This window comes from Maribacter sp., assembly GCF_016744255.1.
Taxonomy (GTDB): domain Bacteria; phylum Bacteroidota; class Bacteroidia; order Flavobacteriales; family Flavobacteriaceae; genus Maribacter_B.
Genome location: NZ_JADGES010000036.1, coordinates 1 through 17,214, shown reverse-complemented (window position 1 = coordinate 17,214; position 17,214 = coordinate 1). Strand labels below are relative to the sequence as shown.

The 17,214-nt window shown below is 33.5% G+C and carries 17 protein-coding genes; 9 read left to right on the top strand and 8 right to left on the bottom strand.

Translation table 11 applies throughout. The annotated features are described in order from the left end of the window. Positions 1 to 4: 4 nt before the first annotated feature. Together QZZ51_RS08055 and QZZ51_RS08050 are read right to left on the bottom strand one after the other, a co-directional pair. The gene (locus tag QZZ51_RS08055) at positions 5 to 2,956 is read right to left on the bottom strand and encodes an amidohydrolase family protein (protein ID WP_291868370.1); all 2,952 of its coding nucleotides are present in this window, start codon (positions 2,954 to 2,956) and stop codon (positions 5 to 7) included. Positions 2,957 to 3,034: 78 nt separating this feature from the next. Next, positions 3,035 to 4,180, bottom strand: a complete 1,146-nt coding sequence (locus tag QZZ51_RS08050) for a DUF3810 domain-containing protein (RefSeq protein WP_291868368.1) — start codon at positions 4,178 to 4,180, stop codon at positions 3,035 to 3,037. Between the two features lie 34 nt (positions 4,181 to 4,214). On the opposite strand from QZZ51_RS08050, the gene QZZ51_RS08045 reads away from it, so the two are divergent. After that, positions 4,215 to 5,675, top strand: a complete 1,461-nt coding sequence (locus tag QZZ51_RS08045) for an aminoacyl-histidine dipeptidase (RefSeq protein ID WP_291868366.1) — start codon at positions 4,215 to 4,217, stop codon at positions 5,673 to 5,675. Between the two features lie 50 nt (positions 5,676 to 5,725). Here the strand turns inward: QZZ51_RS08045 and QZZ51_RS08040 are convergent, their stop codons facing one another. Genes QZZ51_RS08040 through QZZ51_RS08030 form a run of 3 tightly spaced genes read right to left on the bottom strand, consistent with a single transcriptional unit; the run spans position 5,726 to position 8,401 of the window. Continuing rightward, positions 5,726 to 6,829, bottom strand: coding sequence for a peptidylprolyl isomerase (locus tag QZZ51_RS08040; RefSeq protein ID WP_291868427.1), 1,104 nt, complete (start codon positions 6,827 to 6,829; stop codon positions 5,726 to 5,728). A 19-nt stretch (positions 6,830 to 6,848) separates the two neighbouring features. Continuing rightward, positions 6,849 to 7,388 carry a gliding motility-associated peptidyl-prolyl isomerase GldI gene (gldI, locus tag QZZ51_RS08035; RefSeq protein WP_291868364.1) on the bottom strand — a complete coding sequence of 180 codons (540 nt, stop codon included), beginning with the start codon at positions 7,386 to 7,388 and terminating at the stop codon, positions 6,849 to 6,851. Further along, on the bottom strand, positions 7,385 to 8,401 hold the full coding sequence (locus QZZ51_RS08030; RefSeq protein WP_291868361.1) for a bifunctional oligoribonuclease/PAP phosphatase NrnA: 1,017 nt from the start codon (positions 8,399 to 8,401) through the stop codon (positions 7,385 to 7,387). The genes gldI and QZZ51_RS08030 overlap by 4 nt, the downstream gene beginning before the upstream one ends. A 76-nt stretch (positions 8,402 to 8,477) precedes the next feature. On the opposite strand from QZZ51_RS08030, the gene QZZ51_RS08025 reads away from it, so the two are divergent. Beyond that, positions 8,478 to 9,530 carry an alkaline phosphatase D family protein gene (locus QZZ51_RS08025; protein ID WP_291868357.1) on the top strand — a complete coding sequence of 351 codons (1,053 nt, stop codon included), beginning with the start codon at positions 8,478 to 8,480 and terminating at the stop codon, positions 9,528 to 9,530. 49 nt (positions 9,531 to 9,579) lie between these two features. Then, a complete protein-coding gene (locus QZZ51_RS08020; RefSeq protein ID WP_291868354.1) occupies positions 9,580 to 9,999 on the top strand; it encodes a nucleoside-diphosphate kinase in 420 nt (139 codons plus the stop codon). A 49-nt stretch (positions 10,000 to 10,048) separates the two neighbouring features. On the opposite strand, the gene QZZ51_RS08015 is transcribed toward QZZ51_RS08020, so the two are convergent. From QZZ51_RS08015 to recF, 3 genes are read right to left on the bottom strand one after another with little or no spacing between them, the layout of a single operon-like run. Beyond that, positions 10,049 to 10,345 carry a DUF721 domain-containing protein gene (locus QZZ51_RS08015; protein ID WP_291868351.1) on the bottom strand — a complete coding sequence of 99 codons (297 nt, stop codon included), beginning with the start codon at positions 10,343 to 10,345 and terminating at the stop codon, positions 10,049 to 10,051. Beyond that, positions 10,345 to 10,764 carry a hypothetical protein gene (locus QZZ51_RS08010; RefSeq protein WP_291868347.1) on the bottom strand — a complete coding sequence of 140 codons (420 nt, stop codon included), beginning with the start codon at positions 10,762 to 10,764 and terminating at the stop codon, positions 10,345 to 10,347. The genes QZZ51_RS08015 and QZZ51_RS08010 overlap by 1 nt, the downstream gene beginning before the upstream one ends. Position 10,765: 1 nt before the next feature. Then, entirely contained in the window at positions 10,766 to 11,845 is a 1,080-nt protein-coding gene (gene recF / locus QZZ51_RS08005) for a DNA replication and repair protein RecF (RefSeq protein ID WP_291868346.1), read from the bottom strand. A gap of 125 nt (positions 11,846 to 11,970) precedes the next feature. Here recF and QZZ51_RS08000 point away from each other — a divergent pair, with 125 nt between their 5' ends. From QZZ51_RS08000 to QZZ51_RS07975, 6 genes are all read left to right on the top strand, one after another. Continuing rightward, a complete protein-coding gene (locus tag QZZ51_RS08000) occupies positions 11,971 to 12,738 on the top strand; it encodes a tetratricopeptide repeat protein (RefSeq protein WP_291868343.1) in 768 nt (255 codons plus the stop codon). After that, a complete protein-coding gene (gene ribH / locus QZZ51_RS07995) occupies positions 12,738 to 13,217 on the top strand; it encodes a 6,7-dimethyl-8-ribityllumazine synthase (protein WP_291868341.1) in 480 nt (159 codons plus the stop codon). The genes QZZ51_RS08000 and ribH overlap by 1 nt, the downstream gene beginning before the upstream one ends. Before the next feature lie 115 nt (positions 13,218 to 13,332). Beyond that, positions 13,333 to 13,629 (top strand): riboflavin synthase subunit beta, encoded by a 297-nt coding sequence (locus QZZ51_RS07990; protein ID WP_291868424.1) that lies wholly within the window; start codon positions 13,333 to 13,335, stop codon positions 13,627 to 13,629. Position 13,630: 1 nt separating this feature from the next. Then, entirely contained in the window at positions 13,631 to 15,502 is a 1,872-nt protein-coding gene (mutL, locus tag QZZ51_RS07985; protein WP_291868339.1) for a DNA mismatch repair endonuclease MutL, read from the top strand. Further along, the gene (locus tag QZZ51_RS07980) at positions 15,503 to 16,246 is read left to right on the top strand and encodes a rhomboid family intramembrane serine protease (protein ID WP_291868336.1); all 744 of its coding nucleotides are present in this window, start codon (positions 15,503 to 15,505) and stop codon (positions 16,244 to 16,246) included. It abuts the gene before it with no gap. Between the two features lie 3 nt (positions 16,247 to 16,249). Then, positions 16,250 to 17,116: a rhomboid family intramembrane serine protease gene (locus tag QZZ51_RS07975; protein WP_291868333.1), complete on the top strand. Its 867-nt coding sequence runs from the start codon at positions 16,250 to 16,252 to the stop codon at positions 17,114 to 17,116. Positions 17,117 to 17,214 lie beyond the last annotated feature (98 nt).

Genomic DNA, 17,214 nt, shown 5'->3' with positions numbered 1-17,214 from the left:
TGTATTAAAGGCTATCACAATGATGTTGCTCTTTTTTAGTTTGTTTTGGTCCTTGCGTTTTAGCTCCTCCTGCTTTTTCCTGAAGCATTAAATCGATAAGTAAGCTTCTTTCTTTCTGAATTGCTTTTCTACGCTGTTGGTCCGTTTCTAAATCGAAATAAGTAATGCCTTCTATAATAGTTCTTTCTGCTTTAGCATATATAGACAGAGGGTTGTTGTTCCATAATACTACATCGGCATCTTTTCCTTCTTTAATACTGCCAACACGATGGTCTATGTGTAATAGTTTAGCAGGATTAATAGTAACCATTTTCCAAGCTTCTAATTCACTCATGCCACCATATTTCACTGTTTTTCCAGCTTCTTGGTTTAGTCTTCTAGACATTTCGGGGTCATCACTGTTAATAGCTACTGTTATTCCTTGACTTTGCATTATTGCAGCGTTATACGGTATGGCATCATTTACTTCGTATTTGTAGGCCCACCAATCGCTAAAAGTAGAGGCGCCAACACCATGTTTCTTCATTTTATCGGCAACCTTATACCCTTCTAAAATATGAGTAAAAGTATTTACTGTAAAGTTGAATTTTTCTGCGACTTTCATCAGCATATTAATTTCACTTTGTACATAAGAATGGCAACTAATAAAACGCTCTCCGTTTAGTATTTCCCCAATAACTTCCATCTCTTCATCATAACGATAAGGTTGGCCACTCTTTTTTATAGCATCATATTCTTTTCCTCTTTGAAAATAGTTCATGAATACTTGTTCTACACCCATTCTAGTTTGCGGAAAACGAGAAAAACTTTGCCAGTTAGATTGTTTTACATTTTCTCCTAAAGCAAATTTTATAAACTTAGGAGAATTATTGTAAATCAATTTGTCGGCGGTTTCTCCCCATTTTAGTTTTAAGATAGCAGAGCGTCCTCCAATAGGGTTTGCGGAACCATGTAGTAATTGTACAGAAGTTACTCCTCCTGCCAAGTTATAGTAAATGTTAATGTCTTCAGAATCTACCACATCCTCCATTTTTACTTCTGCGGAAGAATTGTGTCCAGCTTCATTAATAGCAACGGCTGCAATATGGGTATGCTCGTCAATAATACCAGCAGTTAAATGTTTTCCTGTAGCGTCTACTATTTTTGCACCTTTGGCACTAAGATTTTTTCCGATTTTGGTAATTTTACCATCGGTTATTAAAACGTCCATATTTTCTAGTATACCAGTGTCTTCTCCTGTCCAAACCGTAGCATTCTTAAATAAGATGTTTTCTTTCTGTGGTTTAGTGTTAAAGCCGTATCCTATATTTGGGAATGTAATAGGAACTAGAGAGGGGCTTTTAGTATTTTTATTTTCTTTTTTAGAATCCTTAAAGGCTTCAGTTTGTATCGCTTTAAAAGTATTTTCCGTTCCGTTAGGTAAAACTAATTTACCTGTTATAACATTGGAGTTGGCTTTGGTTAAACCAATCATTCTATATTGTTTTTTTTCTTTTCCTTTAGCAAAAGAAAGAGACAACCAGTTGTTGGTATAATTAATTTTAGCTTTAAACTTGGTAGTATCTTGCTTTAATTCAGCGGATGGCTTATTAGGTTTTCCCTTTATTTTTAATTCATAGGTTAATCCACCTACATTTAAATCGTAAGTACCTCGAATATCATTAATAGCAATATCGTTAATTACATTTTTATGGCCCTGTACCCAGTTCTCATATAATGTTGTATTAGAGTCAAAAATATCTCCTGAGGTAATTAAAAAATTAGCCTGTCTTCCAATTTTCAGAGAACCAATGGAGCTAGATTTACCTAATATTTTAGCAGGTGCAGTGGTTAAAGCATTTAAAGCATCTACTTTAGATAACCCATGTTTTATAGCTTTTTCTAATTTTTTTTTGAAAAGAGAAGGACTTTTTAAAGTATGCGTTGTTAGCGAGAATAATACATCATTTTCTGCTAGAATTTTAGGGTTACTAGGTGCTTGGTTCCAGTTTCTCATATCTTGTAAAGAAACATATTTAGCCTCGTATGGGTTAGATACATCGTATGCATCGGGAAAATTAATAGGAAGAATAAATTTTGCATTTGTTGCTTTTATTTCTGCTATATTTTCATATTCATTACCACCGCCAAGTATGGTATATTGAATTCCATTGGCATCGCCAATCTTGTCTGCTCTAAGAGCATTGTCTTTATCCTTTGCTTCAAATATTTGAACTTTGGTTTTGTTTTCTAGAAGAGCTTCCAAAGAATGGTCTTTGGTTGTTGCTTTTCCTTGAGAGTACCATTTAGCATCGGAATACATTTGTCTTAATAAGGCAAGGGAGCCCATTAAGGAAGTTGGGTATGCTTGTTTTTTGGCTATACTTTTTGTGAAAGATAAATATTGAGCAGATTTATGGTCTAGAATTCTTTCGGAATCTTCGTCTTTATTGTTTAAAGCAACTAAAATACCTGTTCCTCTAACAATACCATCTTGAATGTGGGAGTTTACAACTCCAAACCCTGCATGGATAAGTTCTTTTGCTTTTTTATTATCATACTTAAATTTTGTATTCGCATTATTTTCTGGCATAATGTGGTCATTCCAGTAATAACCTTCTCTAGAGGAGCCATATTGAGCAGCTCTACCAACAGAAGCATTTTTTTTAGGTTGTTCTACGCCAAATTTGGAGTACACATCAATAAAAGAAGGGTAAATAGATTTTCCTTTTAAATCAATAACCACAGAATTTGGAGGAATTGTAATAGAGATTCCGGATTTAACCACTTTCCCGTTTTGGATTAATAGGGTTCCGTTTTTAATAACATCAACAGGAGTTACGTAGATTGTGGCATTGGTAAATGCAGTAAAATTTTTATTAGTTGCTTTAACACCATCATTTTCGGGGAAATAATCTTGGGCAAATAGAGTTGTACTACACCATAAAAGGCATAGTCCTAAAAGTTTCATTTTCATACTTTTGAGTAGTTTATTAGTCCCCTTAAAGATAAAGTATTATAAAGAGGAGTAAATATTTTTACATTTTTTTAACACTTATAAGGTGTGTTTTTTATGGTAAGCTATAAATAAGGAGACAACGGCATTGTAACTTTGTATTCCTTGGGTCTGGTTATTGGCTTTGAGGAAGTTGCTGAAGATAGATTTAAATACGGGTTCTAACGGATTTTTGTAGCTATGCCAGAAATCTGTCATTTCTTGATAATTTTTTCTAACTCCTGGGTTTAAATCTTCTAGTAAAGCATTGAAAATTTTGGGGTCTCTTTGGTGAATGTCATTTAAACAATAACCTAGAGCGTAGGCGTATGCAGCGTATTTAAAATAAACATCCTTATTATTCATGGTTACCAGGTAACCAACAAAATTGGTTTCATTTTCTGCGGAATAACCAATTTGGTGTCCAATTTCATGACCAGCTACGATAGGAAATCTAAACGTTGGTAATATGCCATTAACTTGAGCTTCGTTTGTAAACGGATTAAGATAGCCACCATAACCCATATATGTTAATCCCGTACTGAAAAGAGATTTCTTTATACTTGGATTTTGGTAAGATAAAAAAGGATATTTTTCTTGTAATTGCGTGTATCCGTCTAAAGTTATAGAGAATATTTCTTTTTTGGTATATGGTATTACCACAGCAATAGAGGTGTCGTTTGTTATTTTTAATTGTGTAGCATTGGTTTTAATAACAAGTTTTTTGGCTAAAGAAATAAGTTCTTCTTGCGTATATTCTTCTTCTAAATTAAATTTATTAGCAATGGGTTCTCTGTAATAATTAAACCCCCATAAAAGATGAAAGGTAAAATAAGCGATGGAAATAATCATAACGCAATTAATAAGAAACGTTTTTAGATTCTTACGAATATATCGTCGATTAGTAATAATGTATCCAATAGCTAGTAGGATAAGAAAAAAGTAAATTAAATCTCCAATGGAAAAAGGGATCCATCCAAAGAGGGTCCTAAAAAAGGAAGAAAGAAGAGGGTACAATCCATTACTATAATATTTTTCTACAATTTGGGGATGCCTACCAATCCATTTCACAAAAATTATTTGTGGTATTAGAGATAAAGCAATACTTCTGTTTAGAGTTAATTTCAAATTAAAATTATAGATGTTACAGGATTGATATTTTATATCCTTTTCAAAATTAGCTAATTTACTCGGATGGTTGTGCATCTATCCGTACTTTTGATGTATTAAAAATAAAGTAATGAGTAAAGAAATAAGAGTTTTAGAACCTGTAGCGGTTTGGAATAAGTTTGCAGACTTAAACGCAGTACCAAGACCATCAAAGAAAGAAGAGCGTGTTATTGCATTTATGCTTGCTTTTGGAGAGTCTCTTGGTTTGGAGACCTTTAAAGATGAAGTAGGGAATGTTATTGTTAGAAAACCTGCGACCGCTGGCATGGAAGATAGAAAAATGGTGACATTGCAATCTCATTTAGATATGGTACATCAGAAAAATAATGATACCAATTTTGATTTTGATACACAGGGTATAGATATGTTTATCGATGGAGATTGGGTGAAAGCCAAAGGAACTACACTAGGGGCAGATAACGGATTAGGAGTTGCTACTATTATGGCTTTATTAGAAAGTAAAGAGATTCCTCACCCTGCATTAGAAGCATTATTTACCATTGATGAAGAAACTGGGATGACTGGTGCGATGGGACTTAAAGGAGGAGTTCTTCAGGGGGAGATTCTATTAAATTTAGATACCGAGGAAGATGACGAGATCGGAATAGGTTGTGCTGGTGGTGTAGATGTTACAGCAAAACGTACGTATGGGGAAAAGTCTATTCCAAGAGGAGTGGTGCCTTATAAGATAATTGTTAGTGGATTACAAGGAGGTCATAGTGGTATGGATATTCATAGAGGTCTTGGAAACGCTAATAAAATAATGAATAGAATACTTTATCACTGTAGTAAAGATTTAAATATTAGAATTTCTGAGATTAATGGAGGTAGTTTGCGAAATGCAATACCACGAGAAAGTTATACCATACTAATAGTAGATAAGGCACATACTGCTTTATTTGAAAAAGAAATACAAGATTTAGCAACCATTATTAAAGAAGAGTTGAAGGTAATGGAGCCTAATCTTAGCGTTGAGATTACTTCTGCTAAAAAACCAAAAAAAATTGTTGGTTTACGTTCGCAAGAAAAACTTTTTAAAACAATATATGCTGCGCATAATGGAGTGTACAGAATGAGTGCTGCAATACCAGGTTTGGTAGAAACGTCTAATAATTTGGCGAGAGTTAAGGTTAAAGATGGTAAGATGGAAATAGCATGTTTAACACGTTCTTCTGTAAATTCTTCAAAAAATGATTTAGCCGATGCATTAACAGCTACTTTTGAGATGGCAGGGATGGAAGTTTCATTGTCAGGAGAATATCCAGGATGGAACCCTAATCCAGATTCTGGAATTCTAAAAGTATTGGAGGCAAAATATGAGACTCTTTTTAATGAGAAGCCAAATGTAGCAGCCTGTCATGCAGGTCTAGAATGCGGTATTTTAGGAAATAACTATCCAGATATGGATATGATTAGTTTTGGGCCTACGATAAAAGGGGCGCATTCTCCAGATGAAAGAGTGAGTATTTCTTCTGTACAAAAGTATTGGAAATTTGTATTAGAAATTCTAAAGGATAGTCCTAAGAAATAAAATGAATAAAAAAGGCTCGCAATTTGCGAGCCTTTTTTATTCATTTTGGTCTATTTAGCTAAACCTGTAATTTCCAAATCAAAAACTAAATCTGAATTTGGAGGAATTACATTACCAGCTCCAGAAGCTCCATATCCTAAATGTGGAGGAATAAATAAGCGAACTTTATCGCCAACCTTCATACTTAACAGGCCTTCTCTAAATCCTGGAATTACAGGTGCATCTGTACTATAGTCCATAGGAATAGCATCATAACCGCGACCTTGTTTTCTTTTCTCATCGTACTTATTATATTTTTTAGCAATTTCTTCGTGGTTGCTGTCAAATAAATTTCCATTTTCCAAGTACCCAGCATACATTACTTTTACCTTTTGCCCTTGTTTTGGTTTGTCTCCTGTTCCTTCTGTAATAGTATATATTTTTAGCCCACTTGGTAATTCTTTTGCTTTTGCTTTTGTTTCTTCTAATTCGGCAGCAAATGCACTACTCATTTTTTCGAAAGCAGCAATTTTTTCTTCTTCTTCTTTAAAGTATGCGGACATTACTTCAACGGCATCAAACTTTTTGGCAATTTTGCCATTTCTAATAATGCTTACCTTTTTCATAACAATACTATCTAAAGGCTTTTCGGAAGCAGTTTTTACATTAGCTATGGAGTCTACTACATCTAGACCGTTAACTACTTCACCAAAAACAGTATGTCTTCCATCTAAAAAAGGAGTTTCTTTATGTGTTATAAAAAACTGGCTACCATTAGTAGTAGGTCCAGAATTTGCCATAGATAAGATTCCTTTTTTGTTATGTGTTAAGGAATCGTTGAATTCATCTTTAAATTTATAACCAGGACTTCCTGTTCCTGTTCCTGTAGGGTCTCCACCTTGAATCATAAAGTCTTTTATAATTCTATGGAAAATAATGCCATCGTAATATTTTTTGCCTTTAAACTCTTCGCTAACAAATGGGCTATTCCCTTCTGCTAAAGAAACAAAATTAGCTACCGTAATAGGGGTTTTTTCTTGTTCTAATTTTACAATAATATCTCCTTTATTGGTTTCTATATTTGCAAAAATACCATCCCCTAAATCTGCATGCTTACCAGATTTACAACTAGCTAATGCAAAAGCTATTATAGCAAATGCGTATACTTTTTTAATCATAATTTTAATTTTAAATCTATTTGTTTTCTTTTTCTATTTTTAAAATGGATAAGGTTACTTTTAACGGAATATTAATTCCGATTTTTTTAGTATCGCCATGATATCCGTAACCTAAAGAGGAAGGATATAAAAAAGTGGCAGTCTCATTTTCTTTTAAAAGCTTTACACTATGCCGTAATCCCGGAAATAATTCTTGTAAATCTACTTTGTATTTAATTGTGTCTATTTCTTTGTAAGAGTAAATGGTGTCGTTATTAGTGCTTAAAATAGTATAGGTCATAGTTACCAAATCTTTAGGTTTAGCAGTATAACTATTTACGGTGTCTTTAACATTGTAATAAAACCATGAGCCAACATCGCTATGCGTATAAGTATGCGCAGTATCTTTTGTTATAATTTTTTGAAAAAGTTTTTCTTCTTCATCTAAAAGTCTTTTATTCCTAGCTACAGATTCTTTTATAATACTTCCAGAACTTTTCTTAACAGCCCGTCTTGGCTCTGGTCCTTTGCAATTGGCAAGAATTATACCTAATAGAATTATTGTAAACTTTTTCATGCAGTAAGTTGGTCTTTGTAATTTTCTAATAAACCTATAAAGTATGCTGTTGTTTCTTCTATAGAATCATCACTTTTTCCGCCAGCAGCATTGTCATGACCACCACCATGAAAATGCTTTCTAGAAAATTCATTTACAGAGAAATCACCAACAGAACGTAAGGATATTTTTAAAATTCCTTCTTCTTTGTTTTCTATAAAAATAACAGCAAACCTAATACCTTCCAAAGTTAATCCGTAGTTAACAAAACCTTCGGTATCTCCTTTTTGGTACTTAAATGTGTCTAATTCGTCTTGGCTAAGGGTAATGTATACGGTATTATACTCTTTTAGTATAACCATATTTTTTAGCGCACAACCTAATAAATGTAACCTACTAGGTCTATTAGAGTCATATATGTTATGATGTATTTGTGTGTTTTTTGCTCCTTTTCTAATTAAATCAGCGACAACCTCATGTGTTCTACTAGTAGTAGTAGCGAATTTAAAGGAGCCTGTGTCTGTCATTATTCCTGTATACAGACAATTGGCAATATCAGCATTAATTTGGTCAATACCTCCTAAATATTCTATTAGGTTGTATACCATTTCACAGGTAGAACTCATGCTAACATCGGAATACATAATCGAAGCGTAGTCTGATGGCGCTTGGTGATGATCTACCATAACGAATGTGGCATTAGATTTTTCTAAAATAGTTTGCATTTGCCCTATTCTACCTAAGTGATTAAAATCTAGGGTGAACACTACCGTAGCTTCTTTTATACGATCTTTCGCTTGGTAATTTTCTTTTTCAAAATTCAAAATAGCCTCATTCCCCGGCATCCATTTTAAAAATGTTGGATAATCATTAGGAGAAACAATAGTCGCTTTATGTCCAGAATTTTGTAAATAATGACACACTCCTAAAGTAGAGCCAATAGCATCTCCATCAGGGTTTTTATGAGGAACAATTACAATTTTTTGAGGTGTTGAAAGTAACGCTTTAAGCGCATTAATATCCTTTAAATTCATGACGGCGAATATACAATTTTATAACATAGGGGTAAATTAGAAAATACTAATTTTACACAAGATTAATTAAAATGATATGAAAAAAAATATTGTAGTATGGGTTGCTGTTGTGTTGGTTCTTGCTTGTAAAGCTAAAGAAAATAAAGCACAGAATGTAAAAGTAGATAAAATTGCTTTAGAGGAAGTAAATGCTGATTTTGTAATGGCTTTTGGTTCTTGCAATAAAACTACAATGCCTAATAAATTATGGGATGACGTTTTAAAATTACACCCAAATGTATGGGCATGGGGAGGAGATATTGTTTATGCAGATACAGAGGATATGAATAAACTTCATAAAATGTATGATGCACAGAATAATGTGCCAGCTTATGTTTTGCTGAAAGAGAATGCGCCAGTAATAGGTACTTGGGATGATCATGATTATGGTTTAAATGACGGAGGAGTAAATTTTTCAGCAAAAAAAGAAAGTCAACGGGAGTTTTTAGACTTTATGAATGTGTCTAAAGATAGTCCTAGGCGAAAAAGAGAAGGCGTTTATACATCGCATTTATATAAGGAACCTCAAGGAGAGGTGAATGTAATTGTTTTGGATACCAGGTATTTTAGAACGGGATTGACTAAAGATACAGAAACAGAAAAAAAGTATAAACCAAATGTGTATGGAGAAGGTACCATTCTTGGAGAAAATCAATGGTTGTGGTTACAAGAGGAATTAAAAAACTCCAAAGCAGATTTTAATATTATTCTTAGTAGTATTCAAGTATTGTCTAATCAGCATGGATTTGAATGTTGGGGTAATTTTCCTCATGAAGTAGATAAACTAAAAGAGGTAATCATAAATTCAAAAGCCAAAGGGGTAATTTTACTTTCTGGAGATCGCCATATTTCGGAATTTTCAAAAACTACGGTAGAAAATTTAGAGTACCCTTTGATTGATTTTACTTCTAGTGGATTAACACACGCTTATGAAGAATATATAGGGGAAGAAAATGCATACCGTGTTGAAAATGTAGTTTTTACGGAGAGCTTTGGTGTTTTGTATTTTGATTTTCAACATAAAAAAGTGCAGTTTCAGATACGAGGTGATGAAGGTAAAATATTAGAAAAAACAGAACAATGGTACTAATATTTGTGCATTGTAAGGAAAAACGTATTTTTGCGCAAAATTTAAAGAAATGACAACAAATAGAACTTTTACAATGATTAAGCCAGATGCTGTTGAAAACGGGCATATTGGTGGGATATTAGAAAAAATTTCAGCTGCTGGATTTAAAATTGTTGCTTTGAAATATACACAATTAAGCAAAAGAGATGCTGAAGCGTTTTATGCAGTGCATAACGAGCGTCCATTTTTTGGAGAATTGGTAGAATTCATGACAAGAGGTCCTATTGTTGCTGCAATTTTAGAGAAAGAAAATGCAGTGGAAGACTTTAGAGCTTTAATTGGTGCTACTAACCCAGCGGAAGCAGCGGAAGGAACTATTCGTAAAATGTTTGCGACTAGTATCGGTGAAAATGCAGTACATGGTTCGGATAGTGATGAGAATGCAGCTATAGAAGGTTCTTTTCATTTTTCTGGAAGAGAAATATACTAAGAGTTATCTTAAATGTAAAAAGCCACTTGTTTACAACAAGTGGCTTTTTTTATCTCAAAACAATTTTCTGAACTAACTCTTTGCCTAGTTCTTCATTAAGCATAGTTACAATTTTAGACTTCCCCTGCATTAATTCGTTTCTTAGTACAGAAGAGGAAAGAGAAACATATAAAATGTCTTTTCGTAATTCTACAGCAGTAGTGTAATTGTTTACACCATTTCCCATTAAGTTAGCCCAGGCTTCACGCACATTTACTTTGTCCATTCCTCCTTGTAGTTTGTTTTCTTTTATAAACTCCTTAAGGGCATCATTTAAAATTAGGTTTCCAAATTTACGTTTTGCCATTATTTTGTACTGTTTATTGGTGTGTATCTTTGGTAGGTGTATATCTTTTCTTGATGGTTTTTTACTGAAAACTCATCCTTACTTAGTGTTAGTAACTCTTCTTTCCAAGCGCTTAAGTCTGTTTTGTAATTAAAAATAAAAGAAGCGTTTGTTTTAGATAATGTAAATATCTCCGCATCGTTAGATGTGTCATAGGTGCCATTAAATTTAGGTTGCACTTTTTTTCTATAGCCACCTAAACCTTTCACTTTAAGATAATCTAAAGTGGTGCTAATATTATATTCTTTAGTATTGCCACTTTTAAAGGTGACAGATTTTATCTCCCAATATCCATTAAGGTTAGTTAAATCTTCTTCGGTAACCTTTGTGGTACAACCAAAGAATAGAATTGATAAAGAAATGGTTAGTATTCGTAACATTTTAGAGTTTAAATATTTTGTAAGATTGATGTATGTTTTTTACTAAGTTTTCGGTACGCTCTGCATGCGTATCGCTTATGAAAATTTGACCAAAACTTTCATTATCTACAAGGCTTATAATGTGCGATACCCTGTTTTCATCTAATTTATCAAAAATATCATCTAAAACTAATATAGGAGTAGTTTTAGATTGCATTTTTATAAAATGAAATTGGGCAAATTTTAAAGCAATTAAAAAAGATTTTTGTTGCCCTTGACTTCCAAACTTCTTAACAGGGTAGTCGTTAATTTTAAAACTTAAATCGTCCTTGTGTGTCCCTACACTTGTATATTGTAAGGCTCTGTCTTTGTCTACTATATTTTCTAACAGCTGCAATAGGGTGTTGTCTTTTAGTTTACTTTCAAAAGAAATGCTTACTTCTTCTATATTATTAGTGATAGATGCGTATTGCTCTTGAAAAATGGGAATAAAAGCTTCTAAAAATTGTTGCCTTTTTTTAAAAATTATAGAGCCGTATTCGTTTAATTGTTCATTGTAGACAGCTAAATTTGTGGCATCAAAAGTATGGTTAACCGCAAAGTATTTTAATAAGGAGTTTCTTTGGGAAAGTACTTTGTTGTACTTAATTAAAGAAAGCAAATATTCCTTGTCCGATTGCGATATTACGCCATCTATAAATTTTCTTCGAGTATCGCTGCCTTCTGAAATTAAGTCTCTGTCGTATGGAGAGATAATAACTAAGGGTAGCAATCCAATATGGTCCGAGAAACGATCATAAGCTTTTCCGTTTCTTTTAATGATTTTTTTTGCTCCTTTTTTTAAACTACTAACAATATGCTCTTCTTTGTCATTTTTTAAAAAGAAACCATCCACTACAAAGAAATCTTCCCCATGCTTAATATTCTGGGAAGTTACAGGGTTAAAATAACTTTTGCCAAAAGCCAGATGATAAATAGCATCTAAAACATTCGTTTTTCCAACCCCATTATGGCCTACAAAACAGTTGGTTTTAGTGTCAAATTCAAAATTTTCGGAATCGAAATTTTTATAATTAATTAAGGATAATTTATGAAGATGCATTCTTTTTTTTCGGGTGTTTTATTCTGAATTCTCATAGAAACGTGCAAATTATCGAAAAATAACGAATAAATAACCACTCGAATTTCAATAAAAACTTTATTTTTGCGCGATCAATAAAATTTAAAATGGCAACATACAAAAAGCGAGGATTTAAACCTAAAAATCAAGAAGAAGAGAAACAGTTTGATGAGCAAGAAAGCACAACTGCGGAGGTGTTTAATACATTAGACGAAAGTGCTTCTAAAAGTGAAGAATGGGTTTCTAATAATCAAAATTACATATTGGGTGTTATTGGTGTAATAGCTGTAGTTGTTCTAGGTTATTTAGGGTATATGCAATTTGTACAAAATCCTAAGGAAGCAGATGCGGCTAATGAAATGTATTACCCGCAACAACATTTTGATCAAGCTTTAGTAAGTACAACGGCAAAAGATTCTTTGTTTACTTTGGCTTTGAATGGAGCAGATGGTAAATACGGGTTTTTAAATATTATAGAAGAGTATAGTGGTACAAAAGCTGCTAACTTGGCAAATTACTCTGCAGGTATGTCTTATATGAACATGCAGAGATATCAAGAAGCTATTAGTCATTTAGAAGATTTTTCTTCGGATGATGCTATCTTAGGAGCCTTAGCAAAAGGAGGGTTAGGAGATGCTTTTGTACAATTAGGACAGGCAGAGGATGCTTTAGGGTATTATGAAAGTGCTATAGCACATAGCGGAAATGAGTACACAACTCCAAAGTTTTTATATAAAGCAGGGGTTACTGCTTTAGAATTAAAAGAAAAGGGTAAAGCGTTAAAATTCTTTCAAAGAATTAAAGATGATTTTTCTGGTTCTGATGAAGCGCGTAGTATAGATGCTTTTATAGGAATGGCCAAAAGCTCAAAATAATGGCAACAGTAAATAAAAATTTATCGGCTTACGATAAGTCTACAATCCCAAACGCGAAGGAACTTCGGTTTGGGATTGTTGTTTCTGAATGGAATTCAGAAATCACAGAAGGACTTTATTCTGGAGCAATAGAGACACTGCTAGATTGCGGGGCAATAGAGAGTAACATAATTAAATGGGATGTTCCTGGTAGTTTTGAGCTTACTTATGGTTGTAGAAAAATGATTGCGACGCAAAAAGTAGATGCCGTTATTGCTATAGGAAGTGTTATACAAGGAGAGACTAAACATTTCGATTTTGTGTGTAGCGCTACCGCTCAGGGAATTAAAGATTTAAATGTGCAAACAGATACACCTGTTATTTTTTGTGTTCTTACCGATAATACGATGCAGCAAGCTGTTGATCGTAGTGGAGGAAAACATGGTAATAAAGGAGCAGAGGCAGCGATAGCTGCTATAAAAATGGCTATTTTAGGCTAAATGTTTTCTAATTAGCAGCTCTTTTTTTGTCCAAATGCAGAAAACTTTATAACTGTTAACAAATTTTAGTATTCCTATTACGGCATATTTTTTGATTTTGAGTAACTTTGATACAATGGGTATGCTGAGCAAAATCACGAAATTAAGTAAGAATAAGAAATTTGGATATTCTCCGCGTTTTTATGACGATAAAGGAGAAGGAAATCCGTATGAAATTGAACACAAGTTCGATAAATATAGAAGTACCGTTGGTAGAACAAGAGGTCTTAAGGGGAAAATTGGAAATGCCCTAGAAGACATGCGTAAAGAAGGAGATCGCGACCTTAGGAAAAGAATGATAATTATACTGGTAGTTTTGGTACTACTATTTCTCTTCATTATAGATTTTGATTTATCTATTTTTATAAGGTAACATGGCAGATATTATAAAACTTTTGCCAGACCATGTAGCAAATCAAATTGCTGCAGGAGAGGTGGTTCAGCGTCCAGCTTCTGTGGTTAAAGAATTACTAGAAAATGCTATTGATGCAGGAGCAAGTACTATAAAACTTATTGTTAAGGACGGCGGTAAAAATCTTATTCAGGTTGTAGATAATGGAAAGGGCATGAGCCCTACCGATGCTCGCTTAAGTTTTGAGCGCCACGCAACTTCTAAAATTCAGAAGGCAGAAGACCTTTTTAATTTAAATACTAAAGGATTTCGAGGAGAAGCACTTGCTTCTATTGCTGCCATTGCTCATGTAGAGTTACAAACAAAAATGGAGAGCGATGAAGTAGGAACCCAAATAAAAATAGAAGGGAGTAAAATAATTTCGCAAGAAGTTATGGTTACGCCTAAGGGAACCTCTATGTTGGTTAAAAATTTATTTTTTAATATCCCTGCTCGAAGAAATTTTTTAAAATCTAATCATGTAGAATTACGTCATATTACAGACGAATTCCATAGAGTAGCATTAGCACACCCTGGTATTGCGTTTCACTATTATAATAATGGGAGTGAACTTTTTAATTTGCCTGCGGTAAATTATAGAAAACGTATTGTTCAGATTTTTGGAGGTAAAACAAATCCAAAGCTAGTACCAGTAGAAGAAGAAACGCAAGTGGTTAAAATTTCAGGTTTTGTAAATAAGCCAGAGTTTGCTAAAAAGAGTAGAGGAGAACAGTTTTTCTTTGTGAATGATAGATTTATAAAAAGCCCTTATTTGCATCATGCCGTAGTTGCTGCTTTCGAAGGTTTAATTCGACCAAATACCTATCCAGGGTATTTTCTGTGTTTAGAGGTAGATCCAGGAACTATTGATATAAATATACATCCAACAAAAACAGAAGTAAAGTTTGATGATGAGCATACACTTTATGCCTTACTAAGATCTACTATAAAGCATAGTCTTGGTCAATTTAGTGTTGTCCCAGCTATAGATTTTGATCAGGATCCTAATTTAAATACACCATATTCTTTTAAAGATAAGGAAGTAGAATTACCAAAAGTAGCAGTAGATGCTACCTTTAATCCATTTGCAGAAAGTACATCAAAACCTCAAGGTAACAGTGGAGGAGCTAAGGGGTATTCTAATTTTTCTAAGCCAAGTACCAAAGGTTGGGAAAATTTATACGAAGGTTTGGGAAGCGAAAAGGAAGATGGTAATCCCTTTGCTAGTATAGAGTTTGAATCCGAGGTAATTACAGGCTCTATTTTTAAGGACGAGAATGTAGAAGAAGAATCTGCTACAACCACCTTTCAGCTTCGAAGAAAGTATATAGTTACTACTATAAAATCGGGTATGGTCGTTATAGATCAGAGCAGAGCACATCAACGGGTTTTGTATGAGAAGTTTTTAAAAAATATAACCATACAAGAAGCTGTAAGTCAACAACTATTATTCCCTCTTTCTTTATCTTTTTCTACAGCAGATGTTACAATTTTAAAAGAAATTCAAGGGCAGTTAACTACTATAGGATTTGCTTTTAATGCTTTAAATGATGATAAAGTAGAAATAACAGGTGTACCTTTGCAGGTAACAGAAAGTGAAGTAGGGATGGTATTAGAGCAGCTCATATCGGACTACCAAATGGAAATTGTAGGCGATAGTTTTTCGCAAACGGATATTCTGTCTAAAACCCTATCTAAAACCCTATCTGTAAAAACAGGAGCCGTTTTAGATAATGCTTCGCAATTGGCTTTGGTTAATGATTTGTTTGCTTGTAAGGAACCAGGTTTAAGTCCGTTTAATAAACCAACGTATATTACGATAACGGAGAATGATATCGATAAAAAATTTATATAAATGGCTAGATTAACAGATGCTATTAAACACTTGCTTATAATAAACATATTGTTTTTTGTGGCAACGGAGTTGTACGGAGATCAAATGTATCAGTGGTTTTCTTTATGGTTCCCCAAAAATGAAAATTTTCAACTATGGCAGTTGGTTTCTCATATGTTTATGCATGGAGGATTAATGCATGTTGGTTTTAATATGTACGCCTTATGGGCTTTTGGTACGCCATTAGAAAAAATGTGGGGTAGGAATAAATTTATATTCTTCTATTTTTCTGCGGGTCTAGGTGCGGCTCTTATTCATACGGGAGTTAATTATTTTTATTTTTCACAAGGCTTAGATGCTCTTGTTAATTCTGGAATTGCAGAGGCCGATATACTAAAAATTGTCGCAAATGGACAGTATAATACAGATTGGTACAACATTGCAGGTAAAAGTACAATTGATAACTTTCTCGGAGCTTATCATACCCCAGCTGTAGGAGCTTCGGGTGCCATCTATGGGGTGTTAGTTGCTTTTGGAATGTCTTACCCTAATAGTGAACTTTTCTTAATGTTTATACCGGTACCTGTAAAAGCAAAGTATTTTATTCCAGTTTTAATTGGGTTAGATTTGTTTTCAGGTGTAACTGGTTTTTCTTTAATGGGAGGCGGTATTGCCCATTTTGCTCACGTTGGTGGTGCATTATTCGGTTTTATAATGATGTGGTATTGGAAAAAGAACCAATTTAATGGTAATCGTTGGAATTAGTTTATGACACAAGGAAATTTAAAATATCAATTCGCAAGATTATCTATCGCGGAAAAACTAATTGCAATAAACGTTATAATCTTTATTTTAGAGGGGTTATTTAAAAGTCTTTTTGGCTTTAGTGTGCTGTCTTGGTTCGAGTTGCCCAAGGATTTTTTTAGTTTTATAAAACAGCCCTGGTCTATAATTAGTTACTCCTTTTTCCATGCAGGGTTCGGTCATATTTTTCGTAATATGTTAATCCTTTATTTTGCTGGACGCATTTTTCTAAACATTTTCGGTACTAAACGTTTTCTTAATGTTTACTTTTTGGGGATTATTGCTGGGGGTTTAGTATTCTTATTAAGCTATAATGTTTTTCCAACTTTGATTCATGCAAATACAGCTCTTATAGGAGCTTCTGCGGGTGTTACGGCAGTGTTAATTTTTGTGTGTTCTTATGTGCCAACACAAGAAATTCGTTTGTTTGTTTTTAATGTTAAACTATGGTATATAGGGGCTTTTGTGGTTCTCATGGATTTAATACAAATTCCAAATAGTGGTAATATAGGAGGGCATTTAGCGCATTTAGGCGGAGCTGCATTGGGTTACTTTTATGCAAGGCAACTTCTTAATGGAATAGATATTGGTTCTGGCTTTGGGAGGTTAATAGACTCTATTACAAATATCTTTAGAGGGAAAGAAAAGAAGGCTCCTTTAAAAACGGTATATAGAAATAAAGAAGAAAAAAAGCATTCCAAAGAGACTTATGATAAGGATGCCAGGCAAAAAAAAGTGGATAATATTTTGGATAAAATAAGTAAATCTGGTTATGAGAGCCTATCTCAAGATGAGAAAGATTTTTTATTTCAAGCAGGAAAAGATAATTAAATAGTGAAAAAATTATCCATATTTAAAAAGCTGGTTTATTTTATTACTGTATTAATCGCTTTACTGTTATTACTTGCGTGTATAATTCCTTATTTCCC